Origin of the sequence: Candidatus Nitrotoga sp. M5 (genome assembly GCF_927904885.1) — a bacterium.
Taxonomy (GTDB): Bacteria; Pseudomonadota; Gammaproteobacteria; order Burkholderiales; family Gallionellaceae; genus Nitrotoga.
Genome location: NZ_CAKMNW010000052.1, coordinates 79,500 through 104,749, shown reverse-complemented (window position 1 = coordinate 104,749; position 25,250 = coordinate 79,500). Strand labels below are relative to the sequence as shown.

17 protein-coding genes are annotated in these 25,250 nt (G+C 49.1%); 4 read left to right on the top strand and 13 right to left on the bottom strand.

Going from position 1 to position 25,250, the window contains the following annotated elements; all coding sequences use genetic code 11:
* Positions 1 to 30 precede the first annotated feature (30 nt).
* The 7 genes from MJ770_RS10300 to MJ770_RS10270 form a co-directional block, all read right to left on the bottom strand.
* Positions 31 to 1,431, bottom strand: a complete 1,401-nt coding sequence (locus tag MJ770_RS10300) for a TolC family protein (protein WP_239253638.1) — start codon at positions 1,429 to 1,431, stop codon at positions 31 to 33.
* Positions 1,428 to 2,789 carry an HlyD family secretion protein gene (locus MJ770_RS10295; RefSeq protein ID WP_239253635.1) on the bottom strand — a complete coding sequence of 454 codons (1,362 nt, stop codon included), beginning with the start codon at positions 2,787 to 2,789 and terminating at the stop codon, positions 1,428 to 1,430. The genes MJ770_RS10300 and MJ770_RS10295 overlap by 4 nt, the downstream gene beginning before the upstream one ends.
* A complete protein-coding gene (locus MJ770_RS10290; RefSeq protein ID WP_239253633.1) occupies positions 2,789 to 4,456 on the bottom strand; it encodes a hypothetical protein in 1,668 nt (555 codons plus the stop codon). The genes MJ770_RS10295 and MJ770_RS10290 overlap by 1 nt, the downstream gene beginning before the upstream one ends.
* 251 nt (positions 4,457 to 4,707) lie before the next feature.
* Positions 4,708 to 5,913, bottom strand: coding sequence for a methyl-accepting chemotaxis protein (locus tag MJ770_RS10285; protein ID WP_239253631.1), 1,206 nt, complete (start codon positions 5,911 to 5,913; stop codon positions 4,708 to 4,710).
* Positions 5,914 to 6,454: 541 nt separating this feature from the next.
* Positions 6,455 to 7,783: a four-carbon acid sugar kinase family protein gene (locus MJ770_RS10280; RefSeq protein WP_239253629.1), complete on the bottom strand. Its 1,329-nt coding sequence runs from the start codon at positions 7,781 to 7,783 to the stop codon at positions 6,455 to 6,457.
* Positions 7,784 to 8,223: 440 nt separating this feature from the next.
* A complete protein-coding gene (locus MJ770_RS10275; RefSeq protein WP_256448820.1) occupies positions 8,224 to 9,555 on the bottom strand; it encodes a four-carbon acid sugar kinase family protein in 1,332 nt (443 codons plus the stop codon).
* 75 nt (positions 9,556 to 9,630) lie between these two features.
* Positions 9,631 to 11,643 (bottom strand): phosphoketolase, encoded by a 2,013-nt coding sequence (locus tag MJ770_RS10270; protein ID WP_239253625.1) that lies wholly within the window; start codon positions 11,641 to 11,643, stop codon positions 9,631 to 9,633.
* Positions 11,644 to 11,924: 281 nt separating this feature from the next.
* On the opposite strand from MJ770_RS10270, the gene MJ770_RS10265 reads away from it, so the two are divergent.
* Positions 11,925 to 12,692 carry an IclR family transcriptional regulator gene (locus MJ770_RS10265; RefSeq protein ID WP_239253623.1) on the top strand — a complete coding sequence of 256 codons (768 nt, stop codon included), beginning with the start codon at positions 11,925 to 11,927 and terminating at the stop codon, positions 12,690 to 12,692.
* A 323-nt stretch (positions 12,693 to 13,015) separates the two neighbouring features.
* Positions 13,016 to 13,948 (top strand): exopolyphosphatase, encoded by a 933-nt coding sequence (gene ppx, locus MJ770_RS10260; protein ID WP_320412227.1) that lies wholly within the window; start codon positions 13,016 to 13,018, stop codon positions 13,946 to 13,948.
* A gap of 302 nt (positions 13,949 to 14,250) precedes the next feature.
* On the opposite strand, the gene MJ770_RS10255 is transcribed toward ppx, so the two are convergent.
* Together MJ770_RS10255 and queF are read right to left on the bottom strand one after the other, a co-directional pair.
* Complete coding sequence (locus tag MJ770_RS10255) at positions 14,251 to 15,078, bottom strand: NYN domain-containing protein (protein WP_239253621.1); 828 nt, start codon at positions 15,076 to 15,078, stop codon at positions 14,251 to 14,253.
* A 170-nt stretch (positions 15,079 to 15,248) separates the two neighbouring features.
* The gene (gene queF, locus MJ770_RS10250; RefSeq protein ID WP_239253620.1) at positions 15,249 to 15,683 is read right to left on the bottom strand and encodes a preQ(1) synthase; all 435 of its coding nucleotides are present in this window, start codon (positions 15,681 to 15,683) and stop codon (positions 15,249 to 15,251) included.
* 60 nt (positions 15,684 to 15,743) lie between these two features.
* On the opposite strand from queF, the gene smc reads away from it, so the two are divergent.
* A complete protein-coding gene (gene smc, locus MJ770_RS10245) occupies positions 15,744 to 19,268 on the top strand; it encodes a chromosome segregation protein SMC (RefSeq protein ID WP_445083151.1) in 3,525 nt (1,174 codons plus the stop codon).
* Positions 19,269 to 19,594: 326 nt separating this feature from the next.
* Positions 19,595 to 19,948 carry a GFA family protein gene (locus MJ770_RS10240; RefSeq protein WP_256448821.1) on the top strand — a complete coding sequence of 118 codons (354 nt, stop codon included), beginning with the start codon at positions 19,595 to 19,597 and terminating at the stop codon, positions 19,946 to 19,948.
* Between the two features lie 269 nt (positions 19,949 to 20,217).
* On the opposite strand, the gene MJ770_RS10235 is transcribed toward MJ770_RS10240, so the two are convergent.
* From MJ770_RS10235 to MJ770_RS10220, 4 genes are all read right to left on the bottom strand, one after another.
* Positions 20,218 to 21,888, bottom strand: a complete 1,671-nt coding sequence (locus MJ770_RS10235; RefSeq protein WP_239253610.1) for a hypothetical protein — start codon at positions 21,886 to 21,888, stop codon at positions 20,218 to 20,220.
* Positions 21,889 to 21,978: 90 nt separating this feature from the next.
* A complete protein-coding gene (locus tag MJ770_RS10230) occupies positions 21,979 to 22,443 on the bottom strand; it encodes a DUF3592 domain-containing protein (RefSeq protein WP_239253609.1) in 465 nt (154 codons plus the stop codon).
* A gap of 445 nt (positions 22,444 to 22,888) precedes the next feature.
* The gene (gene pbpG / locus MJ770_RS10225; RefSeq protein WP_239253606.1) at positions 22,889 to 23,782 is read right to left on the bottom strand and encodes a D-alanyl-D-alanine endopeptidase; all 894 of its coding nucleotides are present in this window, start codon (positions 23,780 to 23,782) and stop codon (positions 22,889 to 22,891) included.
* 179 nt (positions 23,783 to 23,961) lie between these two features.
* A complete protein-coding gene (locus MJ770_RS10220) occupies positions 23,962 to 25,140 on the bottom strand; it encodes an MFS transporter (RefSeq protein ID WP_239253604.1) in 1,179 nt (392 codons plus the stop codon).
* Between the last annotated feature and the right edge of the window lie 110 nt (positions 25,141 to 25,250).

Below are 25,250 nucleotides of genomic sequence, written 5' to 3'. Positions count from 1 at the left end.
AGGGAGCAAGCCATACATGCACTTACTATTTTACTCCGTCATACCCAATGCCGCCTGGTAATCAGCATACCCTTTGAACAAGTTACTGGCGGCTTCAGAGGCCTGTAAGGCCGCATCGCCGTTGGCTATTTCACGTAGGTTGACAAATAACAGGGTGCTGTCGCCTAGTTCAAAACGGGTACGCTCGCCTGACTCGAGCTTCTGGGCGGCTGATTGTTGCAATAGAGTGAGTGTCCAGCGCTTACGTGCAGCAAACAAGGCTGACAAAATATCTTTCACTTCGGCAGCAATGCGATCCTTCTGTAACACACGCTCCAAGTTCAATCGTTGCAGATTGGCGCCAGCAACTTGAGCACGACCGCTGGCGACTCGGCGCTGCAAGGGCATATTGAAATTTAGACCCACATATAATTCATTGCGATTGAGACTGCCCTTGCCGTTGCCTATATCCTTGGCACCCATCACTGATAAATCGATTTCGGGAGCGCGTTGGTTTTGTTGCAGCTCCAGATTTGTTTCTGTTTGCCGACTTTGCATTTCGAGTCGACGTAATTCTGGTCTTTGTGCTTGCGCTATTTGCAAGGCTTTAGGGTAATCCAGCGTGACCGCTGGTTCTCGACCAGGAAAACCGGATGGCAATTGTTCGGCGGTGGGCATGCGCGGCTGATCCTCGGCATCACGCCAATACAGAGACAATTGGATCGCGCTTTGTTCCAGCATCCGCTGGGCCATCACCCGGCGCTCGCGCCGTTCGATAATTGCCCGTCGATTGTCCAAAGCCTCAAATTCAGGAATATCTCCGGCAGTCACCCGCTTGCGTATCCCGGCATCGCGTTGTTCGGCAATGTGCAGCAAACGTTCAGCAATCTGCAAACGCTGGCCAGCCAGCACCCAATCCCAATAACGGTGAGCAGCCAGTCGACGGATTTCCAGCAGGATCTGATCATATTCATGACCAGCAATTATTTGACCTAGTTCCGCCTGTTTTAGGCTGGCGCGGCGTTGGTCGATTTCGCGATTACGCCACAGCGGGATGTTAACGCCAAGCCTTGCTTCGCCGTCTGTGGCCGTCAGATTTTTGCCGTCGTAAACCGGATAATCGCCTGTGCCGCGTCGCCAGCCTCCGAAGAATGTCGTACCTCCTAAACTGGTGGGCTGTTCAATACTGACATCGTTATTCCGGTTTTGATACAAGCCAGCCGCTGACCAGCGGTTTTGCACTTTTAACACTGTATCAAATGCGCCTTCCGCCGTCATATATTCGCCTTCAGCGACGCGCTGGCGCTGTTTAGCGGCCAGCAAACTCGGGAAAGCTTGCTGCGCTGAGCTCTGCACCTCATCCAGAGTTAATGGCTCGGTGGAGGCGCTGGCATTCCCGACCATCAGCCAGCTGAACAAGAGCGCGAACTTCAAAATGACGATCTTCTTCATGAACCTTTTTTCTCGTGATTGACATGACTATCATTTTCACCCTTGGGGTTTCCCATTTCATTAAGTTCCGGCAATATCAGCATCGGAAAGCCATTGAAAATCCGCCATAACTCGTAACCCAGGGTCACCTGGCTTAGCAACACCCAACCGTTGACACGCACACCTTGGCGCAGGAACCGCATACTGGGCCAGGCAACATCGTCATCAGCATCCGCTATAATTAAGACACGGAAATTGCCTTTACCGTCGTCGGTGGCGTCGATCAGCGCTACCCTACCGGCGAATGAGCCTACCGAAAATGACGGCCAGCCGCCAAATTGTATCGCTGGATAGCCTTCAAACTGCAAGCGCGCCCGGCTGCCGATGACAATCAAGGGCAGGTCATTACCATCTACCCATAGTTCGACAGCACGTTGTTCGCTATCGGGAATCAAAATCGCTAATGCCTGACCGGCTTTCACGAGTTCAGCGCCGGGATTGGCCAGTAAGCGTAACACCGTGCCGTCTTGTGGTGCGGTGACCGTTTGCGTTTGCTGGCGCGCCAGCCGAGTTTCCAGTTTTAATAAATCGGCGATGACGTAATTCTGATCTTCAACAGCTTTGTTAAGTTCGGCTCGCGCTTTTTCGATCGCCGCTGCAGCATCAGCAGTGAGTTTTTGTCTGTCCGCGCTCAACGCATCGATTTCGTTTTTTGCCGCATGCAATCCGGATTGCGCCCGTTTGACCTCAGCTTCGCGTTGTGCCATTTCCAGTTGTGATAGCTCCAAGGTACGTTGCGAGGCCAAACCCTTACCTTGTAATTGCTGTTGTCGCGACAAATTCAATGAGGCGGTTTGCCGGGCAGCCTTGGCAGCATCTACCAATTGCTCGGCAGCTTTGCGGCGTTCACGGGCCATGTTGACACGCGACTCGGCAGCGGATAACGCTTGTGGTCGTGCTTGTTCCGCCATGCGCAACTGCTCGTGAAAAGTATTGACGCGACTGTCGGTGGCAACCTGTCTGGCCAATAAAGCATGCTGTTCACTTGCCAGGCGTTGCATCAACAACGGGTCATTGTCGAGTAATTCCGCTAGCACTGCACCCTGTTTAACTTGTGTACCCTCTCTAACCAGCCAGCGACCTACCCGACCTTCCACTGGTGCGCTGATTATTTGTTGGCGCTCTGCAGGCGCATAGGCAACAACGCGCCCTATGCCGCGCACATTTTGTTGCCAGGGCGTAAAAGCCAGCAAGACCATTAAAATAAAAAAAAGTATCAGTAAGGAACGAGCAAGCCGACCGGCCAGTGGTACTGTTTCCACACGCGATAGCGCAACGAGTTCTGGCGCTGAAAAGGAAGATGTATGTTGGGTTTCCATTAAATTTTACCGTAGTCTTCGGTAATGGTTTCGACAAGAACACCGTTTTCGATACGGGCGCGACGTTGACAACGCGCGATGACTTGCGAATCATGGCTGGTAACAATCAGTGTCCAAGGTGCATCGACAGCCAGCAGACTATCGAGCAGTGTTGGCAAAACCCGCTGGTCAATGCGATCCAGCACGCCATTCAATAACAACAGACGGGGCCGTCTGACCATGGCTCGTGCCAGTGTTAACCGCAAGGATTGCTCTGTCGTGAGCGGCGCACCATTGACACACAAGCGGCTATTCAAACCAGCCGGCAAGGCGGAAATGTTATCCAGTAGGCCAATTTGCACCAGCACTTGCTGCAAGGGTAGCAATTCTAGTTCACGACCCAAACACAGATTGTCCAGTATGCTGGATTCGACAATTTCGGTGTCACTTACCAGACTGATATTGTCACGTAACACGCCCAGATTGAGGTCACGCAAGTCATAATTATCCAAGCAAACATAGCCACTGCTGGGTGCGCGTAGACCAAACAACATGTCCAGTAAGCTGCCCCGATTGGCACCATCGCTAATCACCAGCTTATCGCCCGGAGCCAGATGCAAATCAAAGCCGCGCAACACATCCAGATATGGGCTTTCCGGTAGTGAGGCACAGTAAATATCGACCTGATACGGCCTGTCATTAATTTTCGGTGTTGCGCCCTGATTGCTTTCTTGTGGCAAATCCAGCAAATGTCCCAGCTTATGGACGCTGGTCAATAGTTCGTAATAGTTGCCCAGCATTTTACCCAAGCGGAGCAGGCCATAAATCATGGCGCTTACCACCAGTTCTGCGGCAATCAATTGTCCCAGACTGAGCTGGCGTTCTATAACCAGCCAGCCACCCATACCCAGCAGCAAGCTACTTGCAAATGCATGCAGCATTAAGGCGCTAAGGTTTTGCCGGGCCAATATCCGGAAATGCCGGACTGAGGCCTCTAAGTAATCGTGGGCGATACGTTCGGTTTGCTTATTTAAAAATGCACTGTCGCTGGCTGATTTGCCTAGCAGAGAGTTACCAGCAATATTTTCCAGCCAGGCCGCTGCAGCATATTTTGCTTCCGATCGTGCAATGGCCGTCGTCACACCGTTTTTACTCATTACGAAAAGGATCAGCGCCAACATGCCAATTAAAAACAGATCAAAGGCCAGCAGCAGAGGATGATAAAACGCCAACAGCGCCATACCGATCACGGTTTGCAGCACATATCCCAAGGTTTCCAGTAATAATACAGTCATAGTTTTATTCAAGATGACCACATCGAAAAAATAGTTAGCTAACCTAGGGACATAGTGATCGTCACGAATGGCGATGCGGGCTTGTTGTAGACGCAAAGCCACATTGCCAAATGTACGCACAAACAAGCGGCGCTGCAGCATTTCCACCACATAAAACTGAAACGCGATCAGGATATTACTAAAAGTAACCAACACCAGCAGCACCATCGTCAACACCAGTAATGGCTGCAATAACGCACCAAAAGCGACGATATTGACTAATACCTGTACCGCGATCGGCATCGTCAGTGACAATAAACCAATGCCGATGCCATAAAAGATCAGTGTGCTGACATCCTCACGTTCCAGGTTGATCAAATGCTGAATGCGTTGCAACGGGGTTTGCGCTGTCATAAATATTGCCTACTTTTCCATCGCATTAAAAAACCATAGCATCTAAATTCGGGAATGATGATGCGCCTTGTTCCTCGACAATTGCTCTTTACATTAATCCGCCCTGAATGTTGTATAAACTTCCTGTTATTGCAAGTTCAGCGCCTCGTTGCAATGTTCCAGTTTTCAGGCTGAGTCCCCGATATCTTCACTAATATGGCTAAGTGCTAACCGAATAAGCATAGATTGCCTTCCAATTCGATGCTGCTCACCTATATCAAATCCGTGGTCTTGTTAATGGACGGCTCAATTTCGCCCAACTGCTTGCAGGACTTTTTCGCCATCTGCTCGCTGCTTGAGGCCAACTCGCTGATTGCCTGCGTTGCAGCCAAGCTGCGTTCTGCCAATTTGTGTACCTCTGCCGCCGTTGCAACGCCCTTCCCATGCTCGTCCACACGTGCTGCTTCAATAGCGGCATTGAGCGCCAACACATTAGTCTGATGGACGATATCATTAGTCATACTGATTTTTTTTGCGGTTTGCTTCATGGCAGTCACTGTTTGCCGCACCGATTCGCCACTCTCGGTAACTTCCTTTGTTGCTTGTTCGTAGACTTCCTGTCTGATCGCGCTTATTTCATCAGAAGTTCTAGAGAGATTGTCGGAGGCGCTGCGTACTTCGGTGACAAGCTGCGACAATTTGCCTACCATATTTTGCATGGCTGCAAGTAATTGGCCAATTTCATCCTTAGAGGTCACCTCGGCCCTTGTAGTCAAATCACCGTCGTCCAATCGGTTTGAAATGTTCAGATCTAGATTCAACGGTTTGGTAGCGCTGCGCGTAATCCAGAAGACGAGACCTGCGGCCAACGCCAAAACAATCGCTAGTAGTGTCAGCTCCAACATCATGTTTCGGGTACTGTTGTAGTTGTCAACAGCTTCTTGGACGGTTACATCCATTAAATCTACATAAAACTTACCAAATGTACTCAAACTGGCATGATAATCGCTCAGGATGGGTCGCAAAACGTGAGTTAAATATGTTCGTGATTCATCCTTCTTACCTTCTTCAATCAAGGTTACCAATATCTTAGTACCCTCAATATATTTAATTCGATTATCCAGGACGTGCTGCAGCAACTCTTTTCCTTTTGGCAATACAATAGCTTTTTGTTGTAATTTTTCTATATTTCCTTCAATTTTTTTCCGTGCTTCAAGAATTATTTCTTCTTGCTTAAACATGTCATCGCGACTATCAGTGAGCATCATGTTTCTTAGTGAGATGGCAATTACGTTGATTTCATTATCAATCTCCATAACCATAGCCATTTTCGAATATCTATCGTCAACTATAAAATTTAGTCTTTGATCCTGATGTGAAATCCGCGTGAGAGATAAGGCTGTAATTACTACTAGTACAATCACAACCAGACCGAAACCCAATCCAAAACGCACGCCTATCTTCATATTTTCAAACATAATTACCTCACTATTCAACTTTAGACACTCACCCTTCATCCTTGCTTCAGGCTAACGGTGACACAATTAAAGCTGAAACGATAAAAACTTTTGTTGCTGCTTCTAATAACTACAATACATTCGCAATATTGGGTCGCCGCACTGATCCGGGAAGATGAATATCGAGAACTTCCGGTTGAAACCAGCCTGAAAGTCAACCCAGTAAATTCCATGTGCAGAAACTGCGCTACTAATCCGGCAGTCAGCGCTTGTTTCGCTCAGCTTTATCGTTGCCTCTAGTTGGTCGAATTATTCTTCAAATGGATCAAACTGCATCTTAGGATTAAGCGGATCTTTCGCATTTTCGAAAATGTAGCGAAGCGCAAATATGGGTTGCAATTTCAGTTTAGATTTTGGTCGCCATCGTGTAAAAATGGCTCAAACCGAGGCTTATTTTTACACAGCCCTACAAATTATTGCTTGACAATTTTCTATAAAGCACAAATTTATCAATTATTTAAAAAAATTAAGATGCAAACAAGGAAGAACCCCTATACGGTTTTCATATCCCAGCCAGGCAACGATAAACCGTGGCCAGTGCATCATCGTCACCGACATTGCCGGGAAAGATCACCACCAGCATATCGGCATATAGAGGGTGATCGGATGGACAGCGTACCACTGAACAGCCCGGCAGAATTTGTCCGAGTACCCGCGAGGCCTTGAGCGCAAGCCCATCGGACAGCACGTCGTTCGAAGTAATGCCGCCTTTGCTGATGAGGAAGCCCAGTGTGGTCGGCAGGCTGCGTACCACGTCCATCAGGAACGCGGAAACTTGTTCGCCAAATACCAGACGCGCTGCATGGTCGGTAAAGCTGCGTTCTGCGCGACTGGTATAGATAACCGGTGTTGTATCAGCAGCGTGGGCACACTCGGCTTGATGTAATACTTCCTGCAACAGGGCGGAACGTTCGGTGGCGATACGATCCACGTCCACCTCGATGGCAATGATGCCCGGTTCTTTTAACAGCTTGTTCAGTTGTGCCGTGGTCTTCTTGACATGCGAGCCAACGATCACCGCACCGGGTTTGCCGTTGCGCACGTACTGGCGCATGACGCTGGCAGCCACAGGCTGCGGCGGTAGTTGCGCCAGTGCGGTGAGCAGGCTGGCGGCAGAGCGGAACAGGAAGCGCATGCCATTGGCGGCGGCAGTTTTCAATTGAGCAGCAAAGTGATTCAGGTCAGCCTGGGTTTCCGCATCCACTACACAGCAAACGTTGTCGTGCAGTCCCATCAGGCGCGCCAAGATATCACCGCGTATTTGGGCGAGCAGAAAACGCTCGACCTGATTCGCTTTAATACGTCCAGCGGTTTTTTCCTCGACATAATCGGGCAGGTAGCTGGTGGAATAGCCAAACACCGAGTCGCGAGCGAATTCAGTCTGGTGTACCGGTATGGGCATACCATCAGCCATCAGGTAGTGGATGCTGTCGCGAGTGAAACGTCCGCCTTCAAAGAAGGCCGGAACCAGGAAGTGCGCGTCGAAACCTGTAGCGCCGACCAACTCTTCGCTCATTACATCGGTTTCCACCGGGTAATGCCCGCGCAACGTGGAGTCGGAGCGGCTGACGAAAATCGGATTGAAATGCAGCCCTTGCGCGGCCAGACTGGTCAAGGTCAGCTTGAGGTTGCGGCACACTTCGCGCGTCACCGTGGCGGCACACAGCGCATCCATGCCACGGGTGTTGGTGAGCACAAAAAAAATCGGTGAGTCATCCAGTAACGCGGCACATAACGTGTCCTGATCCCAACGAGTCAGCAGCAGGCAGGAATGCACCGTCTGCGAACCGGCCGGGCCATCGTCGAGCACTACAATCTTGGTTTCAGTCATTCCGGATCTACCCTTTCTAAATACTGGCAAAAACTGGCGGTAGTGTTCATTCCAGATTGTCCATTAATATCTATATAGGTAAAGTCTTCACAATTTGTGAGAGCCTATTTCGTCGATTCCCATCGTGACAGGCTGACGCAGGGCACAAAATTCAGGCAAAGCGCATGAGAAAATAAAATGCTCTCACATCGTTGGTTAGCGCGCCGATAATTTCTTTATTATGATTCCGCCGAAATTTTCCAGTTCAACTCGTGAGAATTCATTCAAAGTATTGTCATAGGCAATATTCATTTCGACAAAATACCACGATGTATTTCTCGCCCTTGTCGCAGAAGAAGCTAATTACAAGTTCGAAATTACAAGTTCGAGCCTGTGCTGCTCGCGTAATTTTCGTGCAGCGACCAAGGCGTGCGCCGGACGATGACCTGACGAAGAGGCCATCATCCTGTCCCAGCCAAGCGACGATAAACCGTGGCCAGTGCATCATCGTCACCGACATTGCCGGGAAAGATCACTACCGGCATCTCTGCATAGCGCGGGTGATCGAATGGACAGCGCACCACTGAACAGCCCGGCAGAATTTGTCCGAGTACCCGCGAGGCCTTGAGCGCAAGCCCATCGGACAGCACGTCGTTCGAAGTAATGCCGCCTTTGCTGATGAGGAAGCCCAGTGTGGTCGGCAGGCTGCGTACCACGTCCATCAGGAACGCGGAAACTTGTTCGCCAAATACCAGACGCGCTGCATGGTCGGTAAAGCTGCGTTCTGCGCGACTGGTATAGATAACCGGTGTTGTATCAGCAGCGTGGGCACACTCGGCTTGATGTAATACTTCCTGCAACAGGGCGGAACGTTCGGTGGCGATACGATCCACGTCCACCTCGATGGCAATGATGCCCGGTTCTTTTAACAGCTTGTTCAGTTGTGCCGTGGTCTTCTTGACATGCGAGCCAACGATCACCGCACCGGGTTTGCCGTTGCGCACGTACTGGCGCATGACGCTGGCAGCCACAGGCTGCGGCGGTAGTTGCGCCAGTGCGGTGAGCAGGCTGGCGGCAGAGCGGAACAGGAAGCGCATGCCATTGGCGGCGGCAGTTTTCAATTGAGCAGCAAAGTGATTCAGGTCAGCCTGGGTTTCCGCATCCACTACACAGCAAACGTTGTCGTGCAGTCCCATCAGGCGCGCCAAGATATCACCGCGTATTTGGGCGAGCAGAAAACGCTCGACCTGATTCGCTTTAATACGTCCAGCGGTTTTTTCCTCGACATAATCGGGCAGGTAGCTGGTGGAATAGCCAAACACCGAGTCGCGAGCGAATTCAGTCTGGTGTACCGGTATGGGCATACCATCAGCCATCAGGTAGTGGATGCTGTCGCGAGTGAAACGTCCGCCTTCAAAGAAGGCCGGAACCAGGAAGTGCGCGTCGAAACCTGTAGCGCCGACCAACTCTTCGCTCATTACATCGGTTTCCACCGGGTAATGCCCGCGCAACGTGGAGTCGGAGCGGCTGACGAAAATCGGATTGAAATGCAGCCCTTGCGCGGCCAGACTGGTCAAGGTCAGCTTGAGGTTGCGGCACACTTCGCGCGTCACCGTGGCGGCACACAGCGCATCCATGCCACGGGTGTTGGTGAGCACAAAAAAAATCGGTGAGTCATCCAGTAACGCGGCACATAACGTGTCCTGATCCCAACGAGTCAGCAGCAGGCAGGAATGCACCGTCTGCGAACCGGTCGGGTCATCGTCGAGCACAATAATTTTGGTTTCAGTCATTCCAATTCTGCCCTTTCTAAATGTTGGCGGGAGTGTGCATGCCAGTCTAAACTTCCCTGATGGCTTATCCGGGGTTTAACCCAACATGGTCGCCGCCCTTGCCAGCATCGCATCCGCAGTCAGGCCGTTGAAGGCCATGATCTCACCAGCGCTGGAGGTTGTCTCGCCGCGCTTCCAGACCATTACGTCACGATGTACGGCACGGGTGCGCAGCAATACTGGTTCGAGTGGGCCAGAGGGTCCGCCGGATACGGCTATCAGTGCGTCACCATCGAACAATGCGTTGAAGTGATCGTCATCCATGAAGGTGTTGTCCGGCTCCGATACGGTATCCCAGGACACATCGGTTGCACGATACAAACGACGCGGATTGGCTATGCTTACGATACGCACGCGATGACCAGTCGCTTCCAGTTTATCCTTGGCTTCGAATACCGGCAGCAATACCATGTCGCCGGTCACCGCGAATACCACAGTTTTTTCCCCAGAAGCACTTTCATACAATTTAACCGCTCCATTCGCGATACCATGGCGCGCCTGTTCCAGCGTGGTGTAAACCGGCAAAGGACTCTTGGAAGCGATCACGATAATGCCCTTGTTATGGGTGTCCAGCGCCCATTCGTAAGCGGCCTGGATCTGGTTGGCATCGCAGGGAAACAAAGGATAGACGTTGCCGTTTCGCATCTGTGCTGCGAAGTAGTTCTCGATTTCCGGGCGTTGATGGGTCCAGCCGTTGCGTCCCTGTTCCAGAGCGCCTGCGGTAAACATACACACCAGCGAAGGCGTTTTGCGGCGCAGTTCCGCCATCGCCTGAGTGACGGTCTGCATGATGGGCCAACCGTTAATCACGAAACTTTCATAGGATAGCCAGATTGAACGGGAGCCGAACAAAGCCAGCCCGGCCGCCAAGCCTGCGCAAGCATCCTCATTAAGCGGCTCGTAAACTTGCCCGGTTGGCCCTTGGTGATACAGGTCGTCTTTTACTGGATGACGAATTTTTAACGCGACGTTGATGTTGGACATCGCCGATGCTTCGTTACCGTCGGCGTTGGTGACCACGAAATTTTTGTCATGTAGTCCCACGAATGCCACCAGTGCGCCAAATGCTGTAGACGGCACCTGTTTGTCGCCTGGCATAAATTCCTTGATCGGCAAGGCCGGCAAGCTGGGGATAGGCAATACATGTTCAGTGACTGCGGTCTTCGCAGCCGGGCCTCCGCCGGCGCGAGAGAAGTTGTCACGCACGATCTGCCAGGCTAGCGGGTTGAGCGCACGGCGTTGCAGGGCCGTGACGATGTGCTCCGCGTCCAACGTGTCGGCGGGATACAAGTTGTGCGACTTGGCGCCCAGCCTGTGTACACCGCTGCCTTTTAACTGTTTCAGGATCAGTGCAGTGCGGGTTCCATCCAGTGCGCTTTTTGCAGCTGCATCGGTTGCTTGCAACACTGCTGCGGCAAACGCCAAGCGCTGCTTATGCGAAAAGAGGCTGCTGTCCACGTAGGCGCCGGATTGATTCTGGTCGTCGAAATCCTTTGCGTTCACCAGCAATACGTTCTCGAAACCGTGCCCGCGCCAGTAGGCAATCATTTCTTCGTTGCTCCAGGTGGTGCACATAGAGTGATGCTCCTGGCTATAGCCATTCCAGATCAACGCAGGCAGGAAATTAGTCACCTTCGGGTAGGCGGTATTGAAATGCATCATGCTGTTCAATACATAAGGTTCGCCCATGCCGCCATCGCCTATGGTCACCGGGAATAATGTGCCAGGATGCAAGAATGCTCCTGCCATGGCGAAATGTTGGCCCTGACCCAGCGGACCGGCAGGTGCCAGAAGTCCGGGAATTGCGCCAGACAAGTGGCCGAGCAGGCCGTGTTTTTCACGGAAACGCTCACGCATCTGCTGCACTGTGGTGATGCCCATCTTCTCCAGTGAGCTATCCAGGAACATCGCAGAATAAAAGCCGGGGGCATGATGCCCTACTTCGGTCACGATGTTGGTATGGCCAAGCATCACCAGTGATGCGTAAACCTCGGCGCTGGAGGCGAAACCGCCGGGGTGACCGGAAGACTTCGACGCGCATATTTGCAAGGTCAGATAGCGCAAGGCATCTGCGGCCAGCAGCGTTTGATATGCAGCCGACGGATCGGCGGCATCGCTTACTGTCTTTGCATGCGCTTCGATAGCCGGCTGTGAAGCGTGTTCGGCAAAACCCGGCCAGGCAGGGGCGAAATATTGGATGCCCTGGCAAAATGCCGGGATAGTCTCGGAATAGGCAGTTGAGTTCATGACAGTCTTCAAAAGTTAAGATATTGCTATATTACGGCAAAAATATCTTTTCACAATACAATTTATGTTTCATAATGTGAAATATGAAAAATCTAAAATCTCAACCTGTTTCCTCACCCATCCAGGTCATCGACCGCATGGTTACTTTGCTCGATGCGCTTGCCGCAGAAGGCAGTGCATCGCTGAAAATCCTTGCAGCGGAAACCGCACTGCATCCGTCCACCGCATTCCGAATACTGAATTCGATGATTCTCCATGGTCTGGTTAGACGCGATGAGGCTGGGGCTTACTTGCTCGGGCCGCATCTCCTGCGACTGGCCGCTCAAGCGCATATTGGTCAGGATCTGCGCTCCATTGCGCGGTCGGAAATGGAGTGGTTGCGCGATCAAATCGGTGAGACTGTGAATCTCACCGTGCGCCAGGGGGATGAGGTGGTTTACGTCGAACGCGTAAGTCCTCAACGCATGATGCGTGTAGAGCAGGTGGTCGGCAGCCGCGCTCCGCTGCATGTCACCGCAGTTGGCAAGCTGATATTGGGTGAGGCGGGAGAGAGCGTGATCAGCGATTATGTGCGTCGCACGCGCTTGCCTGCCTATACTGTGAATACACGCAGTAATCGCAAGCAGCTGCTCGCAGATATTCAAGCCAGTCTGATTCGTGGCTACGCACTGGATGATGAGGAAGCCGAGCTCGGCGTGGGCTGTATCGGCGTATTGGTGCGCGATGCAAGTGGTGCTGCGGTTGCCGGTTTGTCGGTATCCGCGCCGATGGAAAGGCGTCAACTCGACTGGGTGGGACTGGTACAGGAGACCGCGCGCCGTATCTCGGCGCACATGGGCTATGCCGGATAAACTGCGCCAAATGGAGGTCGATTTCAGTCCCTTTTCGTCACGACCTCCACCACCGCCCTGCCTTAGCGGTACATACGAATGACTTACTTCGGTTTGCGCAGTCGCGGTATTCCACTTTACCTCACGTCTTGCCGCATCGAGTTTCTTTCAAACGCATTGCGGTCGTAGATCAATTACTAACCATATTACATACTGGAAGAGGCTCGAAATAGCGGAAAAAGTGTAGGCGATGGTAAAATAAATGCAATCCTTCGCGCTGAAATATGTCAACCATATATTCCCCACCGAGTAAGTTACTAACCTCGAATTGATAGGTAATTACTGTGCCAGTACACGATACCATCGCCGCAGTGGATTTAGGTTCCAATAGCTTCCGACTGCAAGTCGCACGAGTGGTGGAAAATCAGATATATCCACTCGATTCCATGAAAGAAACAGCTCGTCTGGCTGCAGGATTAACACCAGACAATTTTCTAGACGACGAGTCCCAATTACGTGCCCTTACATGCCTCAAGCGTTTTGGCGAGTATCTACGTGGCCTGCCAAACCATGCTGTCAGGGTAGTTGGCACAAATACTTTCAGGCTGGCAAAAAATACTTCCGTTTTTCTTAAGAAAGCAGAAGATGCCTTGGGTTTTCCGATAGAAGTAATCGCTGGTCGAGAGGAAGCGCGTTTAATTTATCTGGGCGTGGCACATTGCATGCCATTATCGCAAGACAATAGGTTGGTGGTTGATATCGGCGGTGGTTCTACCGAATGCGTGATTGGCGAGGGATTGGAGCCGTTTCAAATGGAAAGCTTGCATATGGGATGCGTCAGCTATAGCAAGCGTTTTTTTGGCGACGGTAAAATTACTGAATATGCCATGCAACAGGCGGAATTCGCTGCGCGTATGGAGCTACAAAAAATCCGTTTTGAGTTTTCCAGTGGAAATTGGCAAGAAGCAATCGGATCATCTGGCACAGCACGTGCATTAGCAGATTTGTTACAGCAAAATGATTGGAGAAGTGAAGGTATAACAGCAGAGGGGCTGGCAAAACTGCGTTCCATGTTACTAAAAGCTGGAGAATGCAAGCGGCTGTATACTCTTGGGCTGAAACCGGATCGTATTCCTATTCTGCCTGGCGGATTCGCAATTATGTCGGCAGTTTTCACTGAACTGAATATTCAGCATATGAGCATAACGAGAGCCGCCCTGAAAGAAGGGGTGTTATATGACCTTTTGGGTCGTTTGAATCATCAGATACCTGATTAGCTATGAAACTCAGAAGGCTCATTTCATGGAAGAAGAACCATCTTGAAAATGTGGCAAATTGTCGCGCGGCGATTTGTCGCACCACGGCCAACCAGCATGAAGGTCAGCTCAAAAATATATAACTTAATATTTTTAAAAAGATAAAAGCATAGGCGACAAAATAAAGCACCCCGCAGCAAGCTGCGGGGTGCTTTATTTATTGAGCCAATGACAAGATATTCTCGAATGAAATGGCAAATATCCGTAAATTGAATTTACCACTCGAATTTAGCCGCGCTGTATGCGAATAACTTGTAGCTGTGTTACTCCTCCGTTGTGGGTAAACGTATAGAATATTGACCTGTTTTCTCGTCACGCACCATCATGAGCAAATTTTGCTTCTGCGCATCTTCCACCAATTCTTTGAACGAGCGATAGCCGTAAGCCGATTCAGCAAAGCCAGGCTTACGCCGCTGCATGGTTGGCTTGACCATGGAGTACCATATTTTTTCCTCTCCCCGTTCGGCAATTAATGCTTCAATGGTTTCAACGATAAAATCAAGTGCTTTCTGCCGCATGTCATCTTCGGTCTTCACTATTGATTTTTTCGTCGAGCGCCCGGCAGGCGCTTTAGCCGGGGATTTCTTTTCAGCGCGTTTTTTCTGTACTTCCTGCTCATGCACCAGATCATCATAAAATATAAATTCATCGCAATTAGCGCTGAGTAAATCAGAAGTTGAGTCCTTAATCCCAATTCCGATCACATATTTATTGTTCTCTCGTAGCTTTGAAACCAATGGAGAAAAGTCCGAGTCACCGCTAATAATGACGAAAGTATCAACATGGGCTTTGGTATAGCAAAGATCCAGTGCATCTACGACCATGCGGATATCGGCAGAATTTTTTCCTGATTGGCGCACATGCGGAATCTCAATCAGTTCAAAAGCGGCTTCATGCATCGTCGCCTTGAATTCTTTGTAACGATCCCAGTCACAATAAGCTTTTTTGACGACCATGCTGCCCTTGAGCAGTAAGCGTTCTAGTACCTTCTTAATGTCGAACTGCGCATACTTGGCGTCACGTACACCTAACGCAATGTTCTCGAAATCGCAAAACAAAGCCATGTTGGTAATTTCAGGTTGAGCAGCCATCTTATACTCCTATATTAGATTCATTAATGCTGTGGCATCCATTCCTCGATATTCCTATAAAATGAATTAATAAAATAAATCAACTTATTGATATAAAGATCTATATTATAAACACATCCCCATCACTATCGTTATAAATGAATCTTACTTAACAAATATCTGACAGGCTTTTAGCCTCGCGTATTCGACTGCGTCTCGAATCGCATAAGATCCACTAGCGGCTGTGCTTGCCAGTCCAGCTTCCGGTGTTCCGCCACAATGTTAGTGAATATGCCACCCCGAACGTAAAATTTGGCGGTAAGGCGCATGAAACGCGGCTGGATGGCGACGACCAAATCATCCAGAATGCGATTGGTAACGTCTTCATGGAAATGTCCTTCATTGCGGAATGACCAAATATAGAGTTTGAGACTTTTCAGTTCGACGCAGGTCGTATCCGCGATGTAATCAAGGATCAACGTAGCAAAATCGGGCTGACCGGTTTTGGGACACAGACAGGTAAACTCGGGGATTTCCATGTGGATGTGATAATCACGCTCAGGCTTGGGATTGACGAAGGTTTCCAGAAGCTTGCTGGCTACGGATTTGCTGGGCGGAGTGCTCATTTTGATATGCCTTGTGTGTCGGTTAGAATGCAACGCATTATAATGTCCAACTGATTGAAATTGCGTCTTTCTCACGTCAAGATTGCTGGATTTAAATCCTTCGTTGATCCCACCCATATTTCGCTACCCGGTCAAGTCGTCGGCATTGTCGGCCCGAATGGCTGCGGAAAATCGAACATCATTGACGCGCTACGCTGGGTATTAGGCGAATCTCGCGCTTCTGCGCTACGCGGCGAATCTATGCAAGATGTTATTTTCAATGGCTCCGGCAAGCGCAAACCGGTCTCGCGCGCTAGCGTCGAGCTCATCTTCGATAACAGTTCGGGCAAGGCCGTCGGTCAATGGTCAAGCTACGCCGAAATCTCTATCAAGCGCGTGCTACTGCGCGACGGTGATTCAAGTTACCACATCAACAATCAGCATGTGCGGCGCAAAGATATAACCGACATTTTTCTGGGCACTGGACTAGGCGCACGAGCTTACGCCATTATCGAACAGGGCATGATTTCGCGCATCATTGAAGCGAAACCGGAAGAGCTGCGTATATTTCTGGAGGAGGCTGCGGGGGTATCTAAATACCGCAACCGCCGCCGTGAAACTGAACTACGAATTGCCGATACGCAAAACAACCTGTTACGCGTTGATGATATTCTCCAAGAACTGACCAAACAACTTACCCATCTAACTACACAAGCAGCGATAGCCAAGCGTTACCGCGAATTGGAATCGAAGCGTGACACTACGCAACAATTGCTGTGGCTGGTGAATAAACAAGAAGCCGAAACACGTCGAGGGCGCTTTGCCCAAGGTATCGAGAAAACAAAAAATGAGCTGGAAGCTGAGACCACGCGTCTGCGTGAAATGGAATGCCAACTGGAATACACGCGCAATGAGCATTACGCGCAGGCTGATGCGCTGCATGCCAAGCAGGGCGAGTTGTATGCTTCTAACGCTGAGATTGCACGGTTAGAGCAGCAGATTGCCCACTTCAATGATCAGCGCGCGCGCCTGGTCCAGCAAACAGCTAATAGCGAGCTGCAGGTAAAGCAGCAGCGCATTCAGTTGCAAGGCGTGGAATCATTGTTGGCTCATTGGCAACAACAACAACAAGAAGCAGATATTCAAGTTGCGGATTGGGAAAGCCGCGCGAACGCCGCAGCGCTGCATCTGCCACAAGCGGAAGAAGCAGCGCGCGTCGGACTGGAGCGCCTTAACGCGTTACAACGCGAGCAACTGATTTCGCAGCAACAACTGCAACTGGCCGATACTGAATACAAACATATTCAACGCAATGTGCAACAACTAGAAGCACGCCGCTCGCGTTTGCTGCTAGAACAGAGCAATCTCCCGCACGTGGATAGTGAAACGCTAACACAGTCACACTATCTACTGGCCGAGATGGAGACGGAACGCGAAGCGCAACAGCAGCAGTTGACACAGTTTCAGACGCAATTATCGGAGGCTGATGTAGCACGGCGCAACCAGCGCATCGCAATGCAGGAACTAGAACGACAGCTGTCACAGGTGGAGGCGAAACTATCCGCATTGCAACAACTCCAGAAACAGGTCGATAACGACAAAAATTTGAAACAGTGGTTAATCAAATACCAATTAGACCTTCTGCCGCATCTTTGGCAATCCATCGACATTGAGGCAGGCTGGGAAGTCGCGCTGGAAGCTGTTTTGCGCGAACGTCTCAACGCGCTAGCCCTGCCCCATCTGGATGACGCTTCGAATTGGAGCGATCCTCCACCTGCCAGATTGGCAGTGTTCGCAGCGGACGGAGCACATAAATTCAAAGCACAGCAAGATATTGGACTGACGCCGCTGGGGCAATTCGTAAGTTACCAGGATCCACAGACTACACCGGTGGTGACGGACTGGCTGTCAAATGTGTATGTCACGGAATCGCTGGCACAGGGATTGAGCATGCGTGAACGATTGCATGCCGAAGCTTGGTTAGTGACACCGCAGGGACACCTGATTGGTGCGCATAGCGTGCTGTTCCATGCTCCGGACAACCAAGTGCATGGCGTGCTTGCGCGGCAACGTGAAATCGAGCATTTGCTGGAGGTAACGCAGCAACAGGAAATATCATTAGATCATGGCAAACGCCAGACAGCGCTAGCAGAAGAAACCTATACCACTATCGAAAGCCGCATTGCGCTTTTGCGCAAAACAGACAGCGAATTGCAACAACGTCAACATGGAATACAACTACAAATTCTAAAATTAACCCAGGCCAACGAACACAGCCATGAGCGTGCCATGCAGATTGAGCGCGAATTGCAGGAGCTGGCCGAACAGTCTGCTGGTGAGCAATGCCAACAGCAAGAAATCGCAGAGCGCATGGACATTCTGCACGAAAGCATTGCGACACAGCAGGTAGAGGTTGAGCAAGTGAAGCTGCAGACTGCCGCTCAGGAATCCACACTACGTCAACAGCGCGAACGTTCACAAAAAACGCAGCATGAATTGCAAGAAGCTCGCTTTTTTGTCCAGACTTGCGCAGAAAAAATCGCTGATCTAAAACACAGTTTAAAACAGATCGAGCTGACGCTGGCGCAGTTAGAGCAAACTTTGATACAAACCCATGCCGAGTTAGACAATATCGAAGACGGTACTAGCAAGCAACAATTACAGGAAGCACTGAAACAACGTCAAACGCGTGAACAGGCACTGGCCGAGACTCGTAACTTGCTGGAACAAACCACCAACAATCTGAACAGACTGGAACAAGAACGCCTATCTTGCGAACAAAAATTACACCCACTACGTGAGAAACTCAGCGACCTGTCGCTCAAGGAACAGGAGGCTCGTCTGCAATGTGAACAATGGGCAGAGCAGTTGCAAGATGTAGAGGAAACAACACTATTCTCCCTGCTGGAAAGCGGCAATATCAAACCGAATGCGCTACAAAATGATTTGAATCGCCTTAATAACGACATAACTGGGCTGGGTGCGGTGAATCTGGCTGCACTCGAAGAATTAAATGCGGCGCAGGAACGCAAAACTTATCTGGATACTCAAGCAAAAGATTTGACCGAAGCAATGGACACGCTAAAAGGGGCAATACGCCGCATTGACAAGGAATCACGTGACTTATTGATGACCACCTACAATGAAGTAAACCGCCATCTGGCAGAAATGTTCCCAGTGCTGTTTGGTGGTGGCGAGGCGCGCCTGGTACTAACTGGCGATGAAATACTGGATAGCGGCGTGCAAGTGATGGCACAACCACCGGGCAAAAAAAATGCTTCAATTCACTTGTTATCAGGCGGTGAGAAAGCGTTAACTGCGATTGCGCTAGTGTTTTCAATGTTCCAGCTTAATCCGGCGCCTTTCTGCCTGTTGGACGAGGTCGATGCACCGCTGGATGACACCAACACCGAACGATTGTGTAAGCTGATTAAAAGAATGGCACAGCATACCCAGTTTATCTTTATCAGCCACAATAAGATCACCATGGAGCTGGCACAGCAACTGGTAGGTGTAACAATGCAGGAACGCGGCGTATCGCATGTAGTCGCAGTTGACATTGAGGAAGCACTACGCCTTAGCGAAGACAGTACAATAACCTCATGACACCTCTAGGAGGCCGTCCGGAGAATAGAATGATCTACTGCGGGAAAGCTATTTTGGACATATTTTAATATTAAGGCACAAATGAATGCGATTATAGATAAAGCTGTAGGTATCCAGATAAAGTGCATTGATATTAATATCGAAATATATTTTCCTGTTTTTACGGTGAATACACTGGAAATATCGGGCTTATTTGCCTGATATTAAATAGTTACGTGTTTAATCTAAATTTCTGTACTTAAGAAAAAAATGAACGAAGTATTTGAGGGAAACGGCTCATGCCTCTGCGGTGCTATTAGGTTTACAGCCAGCAGCGCTAATAAAGTATCGGTGCATGTCATTGCGAGATGTGCAGAAAATGGGGAAGCGGACCACTTATTGGTGCCCATTGTGGTAGCGATGTATCTTTTCTTGGGGGAGAGAATATTTCAATATATAGCTCTTCGGATTGGGCGGAGCGCGGCTTTTGTAAACTTTGCGGCAGCCAGCTGTTTTATCGATTGAAAGAGAACATGCATTACTTTATTCCTGCCGGTCTTTTTGAAGATCAGAATCAGTTTGTACTTGAACGCCAATCGTATATTGATAAAAAACCCTCTTACTACAGCTTTTCAAATAGTACGCATGATAAGACTGCAGCCGAAATGATAGAAAAATATGGCAAGTCATTAATCACATAACTAACGCATGCAGCCGGACGCGGCAGAGCCGCGACGCTGATACGGGTCGTTAGAATCTCAATCGGAATAATTATGGAAAATCGTATACTTCGGATTTCGCCCTTTCGATCAGAAGCACTTTGATGAATCTTAGCAGGCAAGTCGAACTGCAGGAATCATTTCAAATACTTACGATCAAATGGAACAAATGGATGTTCGGATCGACACTCTCCAAGAGTCAGGCTGGCAATGAACTCACCACTAATATGATTCGCGCTAGACGCCTACACTTATCTCACCAGCTCATATTTTTCCCACTGTTGGTCACTAATGTTGATATCGGTTCTCGGATCGACAAGTGCGTTTTCGGTGTTGAAGAACTTTCCTTGATTATTGACCCAGTAGTGACTTGCTCCAGCCTCTACGCGATAGTGTTCACCCGTGTTGGGATTGGCAATGATACTGGTTCCGCCAAGCATGTCGACTGACTTGGCTTGGCCAGCACTAATCATATTGCTTCTCTTTAGATAGCCTGCGTGGCTGATATCCAGAATGTCACTGTTGATTTTTGCAATGCTCGAGCTTGATTCACTTCGGGCAAGAATAGCGTTCATTCTGCCCAGATGTGCGGCCTGGCTTTGCGCAGTAAGCGTTTGCCATTTTTCCCCATCCCTTCTCAAAAAATCTAATAGTTCATTGTTTTTGAATATTTGATACTGCGGGTTGAGTTCTGAATTCTCTACGGCGTATCTATAGTCTGCCTTCGCCTGTTCGAACTGTGCACTCGATGAATACATATCGGCGTATTGAACCCCCCACACCGTATAAGCATCTTTGTGCAATACGTGCTGAACCAAAATTGAAAATACGCGAGTGCCGTCTTGGCGCTTCCACTCAGCGCCAAGACTGTAGAAGTTACGTCGGCTCAAACCTTGCGGCATTCCTGCAGATACTAATTCGTAGTAGTTGTTCACCTGTGGCATCGGGTAAGTGGTTACCAGGGAAAACCCTTGCTGTGACAAGTGTTTACTGTGTTGCTGCTCGGCAAACTGTTTAAGCGGTACCGGTCGAGCGACCTTGCCACCTGCCATACGAGCAGATTTAACTGCAAAGGGATCATCAGAAAAGACGTACTGACCTGCGAAGCCGGCATACACTTCAATATTGTTTGGGCCTTCAATAAATAAATTGTTGTTGTTTTTCGCAGCAAATCGCCAGCCTTCTGGAAAGGGGTGACGACTTTTTACCATGCCATTTTTTTCATCACGTAGCTCTTGGAAGATGACGTTTTTTTGGCTCTTAGCAGTTGCAGATATCGCCCTGTTGTCGTCTCCTTCGTTACCTCTGACTCTCTCTGCTACCTTACCGGATACCTTAATGTTAAAGCGACTAAATTGAAATGTTCCCTTCCCCACGGCTACTATACCGGCGGCACCACGGCCTGTACGGTCATTCGAAAAGGTCGATTTTTCCGTGCCGTTAACAAACAGGGCGATAGTATTACCTCGCTCCTGGATAGCGAGCCGCACTTTTTCAGGATCATAATTGTCTACGCTAAATATCATAATTTCTCCAAAACCATTTTCACCTACGTGGTACAGGCCGATATTTTCGTCGTTGCCGGCAGCAAATAAGAAATAGGATTTCGGATTGGATTGAAAGCCGTATAGTAGCCCTGCAAGTGATTCCGGCTGCGATTGCTTGAAATTCAGCTCTACTGAAATTTCTCTTTGACCTTCTTCTCCAGAGTTAGGATTCACATAGAAATATTGAACGGATCCATTATCATTTTTATTTTCCATCGCTACCGAGTCGCCATCATTGCGTATTGACCAGATTTTCCCTGTGTCGGACTTGATGATTGGAGTGAGTGGGCCCATGCCAACGTCACTAGAATCGTTGGAGCCACAGGCGGCCAGCAGTACAAATAAAGTGAGCAACAGTGCTTTAACGATTTTCATAAAAATGATCCATTCATCTCGCAAAAAATATATTGGACGTGACCAGCTTACCGAATTCCACCAAAAGCTATCAGGCCAGGCTCCGTTATGCTACTTCAGCTGCAGGCGCTTCCTAACCAAATAGGTTAGTAATACGAAGAGGAAGATAACGACTGGCGTCATCATGGCAGCCAACACTGCCCTTGTTTCTCGGCCGCCATCCAAGACCGGCGAAGTCAACCCCGGATTGTCCGGATGGTGGTACACGGTCATTGTTCGGCCTGGTGGCCACTTTTTTTGCTGGGCTTTCACCTCTTCCCAGTCGGGGCTCGAGAATATTTCATGACTGTTTTCAGCATAGTCATTATTGGCAGCGCGATAACTGAAGTTGGCTATTAACGCCCACTCGGGTGGCCCACCGTATTGCTGAGAGATGATGCTCGTTCCTAGCACTTTTGCTTCAACCGCCACCCATTCATCGGGACCAAGAGACACCATGACAGCAAAAACGACAAACATCGCAACCGGCACAACAAGGCTACTAAGTATCAAAAATCGCCGATGTTGCGGGTTCAATCTAGCATCCTCCGCTGGTACCCATAAGTTAAGTACTTTGCTAGCAAATCAAGGTGCCGAAACGTCAGTTCAGAGTCTAGAAAAAATAATCCACTTTTCCCATGAGTTTTGAATTTACTGAAAGCATTCTCGGTTGTCAAACACTGTGACAATCTATCGAAAATTACTGCATTCCGGTGCAGTTAGCACAAATAATCAAAAAGTTTTCTGCGTTTAGTACTTCAGGCGAAAGCCCCCATGGTAAAGATAAGCCCAGTGATGGGGAGAGTTTAAAGGAGCGAGCACGGATCCGTAGGGTGACTCGGAAATCGTGGATTTATGCGGGCGTTCCAAGCGGTGCTCGGGTAGATAGAGCGAGTTGATCAAGAATTTTAGTGATTCGGGCTTTCTGCAAGTTGACAGCGATGATTTTCAGAATTCCCCCCTATATTACTCAGCCGTTAGATTATATGTTCTTATCTGGTGTGCGTGTCATGGCGCTTTCCATCCATTTTTTTATGCGTTTGGCATCAGCAACGCGCGTATACTTTCCATGTGAGTCCAATAACACAATGATCACCGGACGATTCATAATACGGGTATGCATCACTAGGCAGCGACCTGCTTCATTGATGTAGCCAGTTTTACTCACACCGATATCCCAAGATGCATTCCTCACCAACGGATTGGTATTCCCATAACGAAGTTGGGGAAATCCAGGTGCTGCAACCATGTGTGACTCAGTAGTGGTGTACTTATGGATAAGCTTGTAGTGTTGTGCTGCACTCAACATTTTTACCAGGTCATGCGCAGTAGAAGTATTGCCACTGTTCAAACCAGTCGCATCACGAAAATGGGTATTTTTCATGCCCAGTTTGAGCGCCTTTGCATTCATCTTCGCCACGGCTGCCTTGGTGCCCCCCGGATAAGTGCGCGCTAATGCAGCCGCCGCACGATTTTCAGAAGACATTAGCGCCAGATTAAGTAATTCACCACGTGTCAGCGTCATACCGATTCTCATACGTGAATAAGTGTTTTTTAGAGTATCCGAATCAATCGCGCTAATAGCAATTTTTTCTTCCAACGGCAACTTTGCATCCAAAACAACCATCGCAGCCATTAGTTTAGTGATGGACGCAATAGGTACGATTGCATTCGCATTCTTGCTAAACAAGGGGCGTTGTTCCTGTTCATCGTAAATCAGTGCAATCGATGACCTCAGTTTTGGCGATGAAGGGTACGTCAGCACCGCTTTAGTCAAAGTGCCAACTTTTTTATGGGCAATAGCCGTATTGGGCGCGGCCTTTACTGCCATTGTAGACGCTAGTAGAAACACCAGTATTATTAGTTTTTTGTACATCTTTTATCTCCGTGAAAGGAAATTACTACGTGGAGCATACCGCAACATAGCAATAACTAAAAGAAGGAAAAAGGGGAGGATTCTTCCAATATGAAGTTAGTTTAGTCTTAAGGGCGCCTCTAATCTAAATTTAATTTTTTAGAGGCGTTATTAAGGCGAATCGGCTGCAAAAGTAGTTATTATTTGTTAGGTTCGACAGGTTGCCAAACAACATCACTATGTTTAAATTTCCAAACTAATAATAATAACCCCAAAAACGCAGCCAAGGCACTGAACGAGTACATTATGCTTGCACCCCAGTGTTCCCATAACGGGGCACTCAATAATCCACCAACCACACCACCCGCGCCATATGTAATGCTACCAAACAGCGCCTGCCCTTTGGACTGATGCCGCCCGCGGAAAAATTGATGTACCAGCGCCATACCCACCGCATGAAAGGCACCAAAGGTAGCCGCATGTAACACTTGTGCAAACAGCAACAACGGCAAAAAGTCCACCCCCCAGCCAATCAACAAAAAGCGCATCACTGCACAGGCAAAACTTACCATCATAATTATCGACAAGGTGAAACGAAACATTAGCCACGGCATGGCGAAAAATACCGCAATCTCGCAAATTACACCCAGCGCCCACAGCCAGCCCACTGCACTTTTCGAATAATCATTATCCACCAAATAAATAGAATAAAAAATGTAAAGAGGCCCATGCGCCAGAGCCATCAAAAAACATGCGCCAAACAATACCAACACTTGTGGCTGAAATACCAAACGCATGATGGACTGACTGTCGGTATGGTGCGCCAACACCTCGGTGGGAGGAATCTGACGTGCAAACAGCAAAATGCCTAATTGAATCGCTACACCTACCCACAATATCCAGGCGATAGCGATATAGTCAAACGCATGGCCTAGTCCTAAGACCGCCACAATAAATCCAACCGATCCCCAAGAACGAATACGCCCATAATGTGCAGTGTGCTTACCCAGATAGGTCAGCGTAGTCGCCTCCACAAGCGGCATGGAAGCACTCCAGAAAAAGCTCATCACCATCATTACCAACAACAAGCCGGTAAATTCTATCGTGAAGAAAACGCCTAAATAACTGAGGACACTGCACAACGCTGCCAGCTGCACTACCAGCAAACGCTGCCCGGTGCGGTCTGCCAGCCAGCCCCATAGTGTAGGAAACAACATCCGCATCACTGGCTGAACCGATAATAAAACGGCAATTTGCATTGCATTGAAATGAATGGATTGCAGATACAAACTCCAATATGACGCAAACATGCCCACAGAGGCGAAGTAAAAGAAATAAAAGCCGGCGATGCGCCAGTGATAGTTTTTATGTAGGGTCACAACAACAAAAATAGGATCGAACTTACGGTCAATATCCGCAAAAATGGATTATCTCATGCCAATAAAATAATATTGTGCATTGCCCTTGAAATCAAAAAAGTCGACCCCAT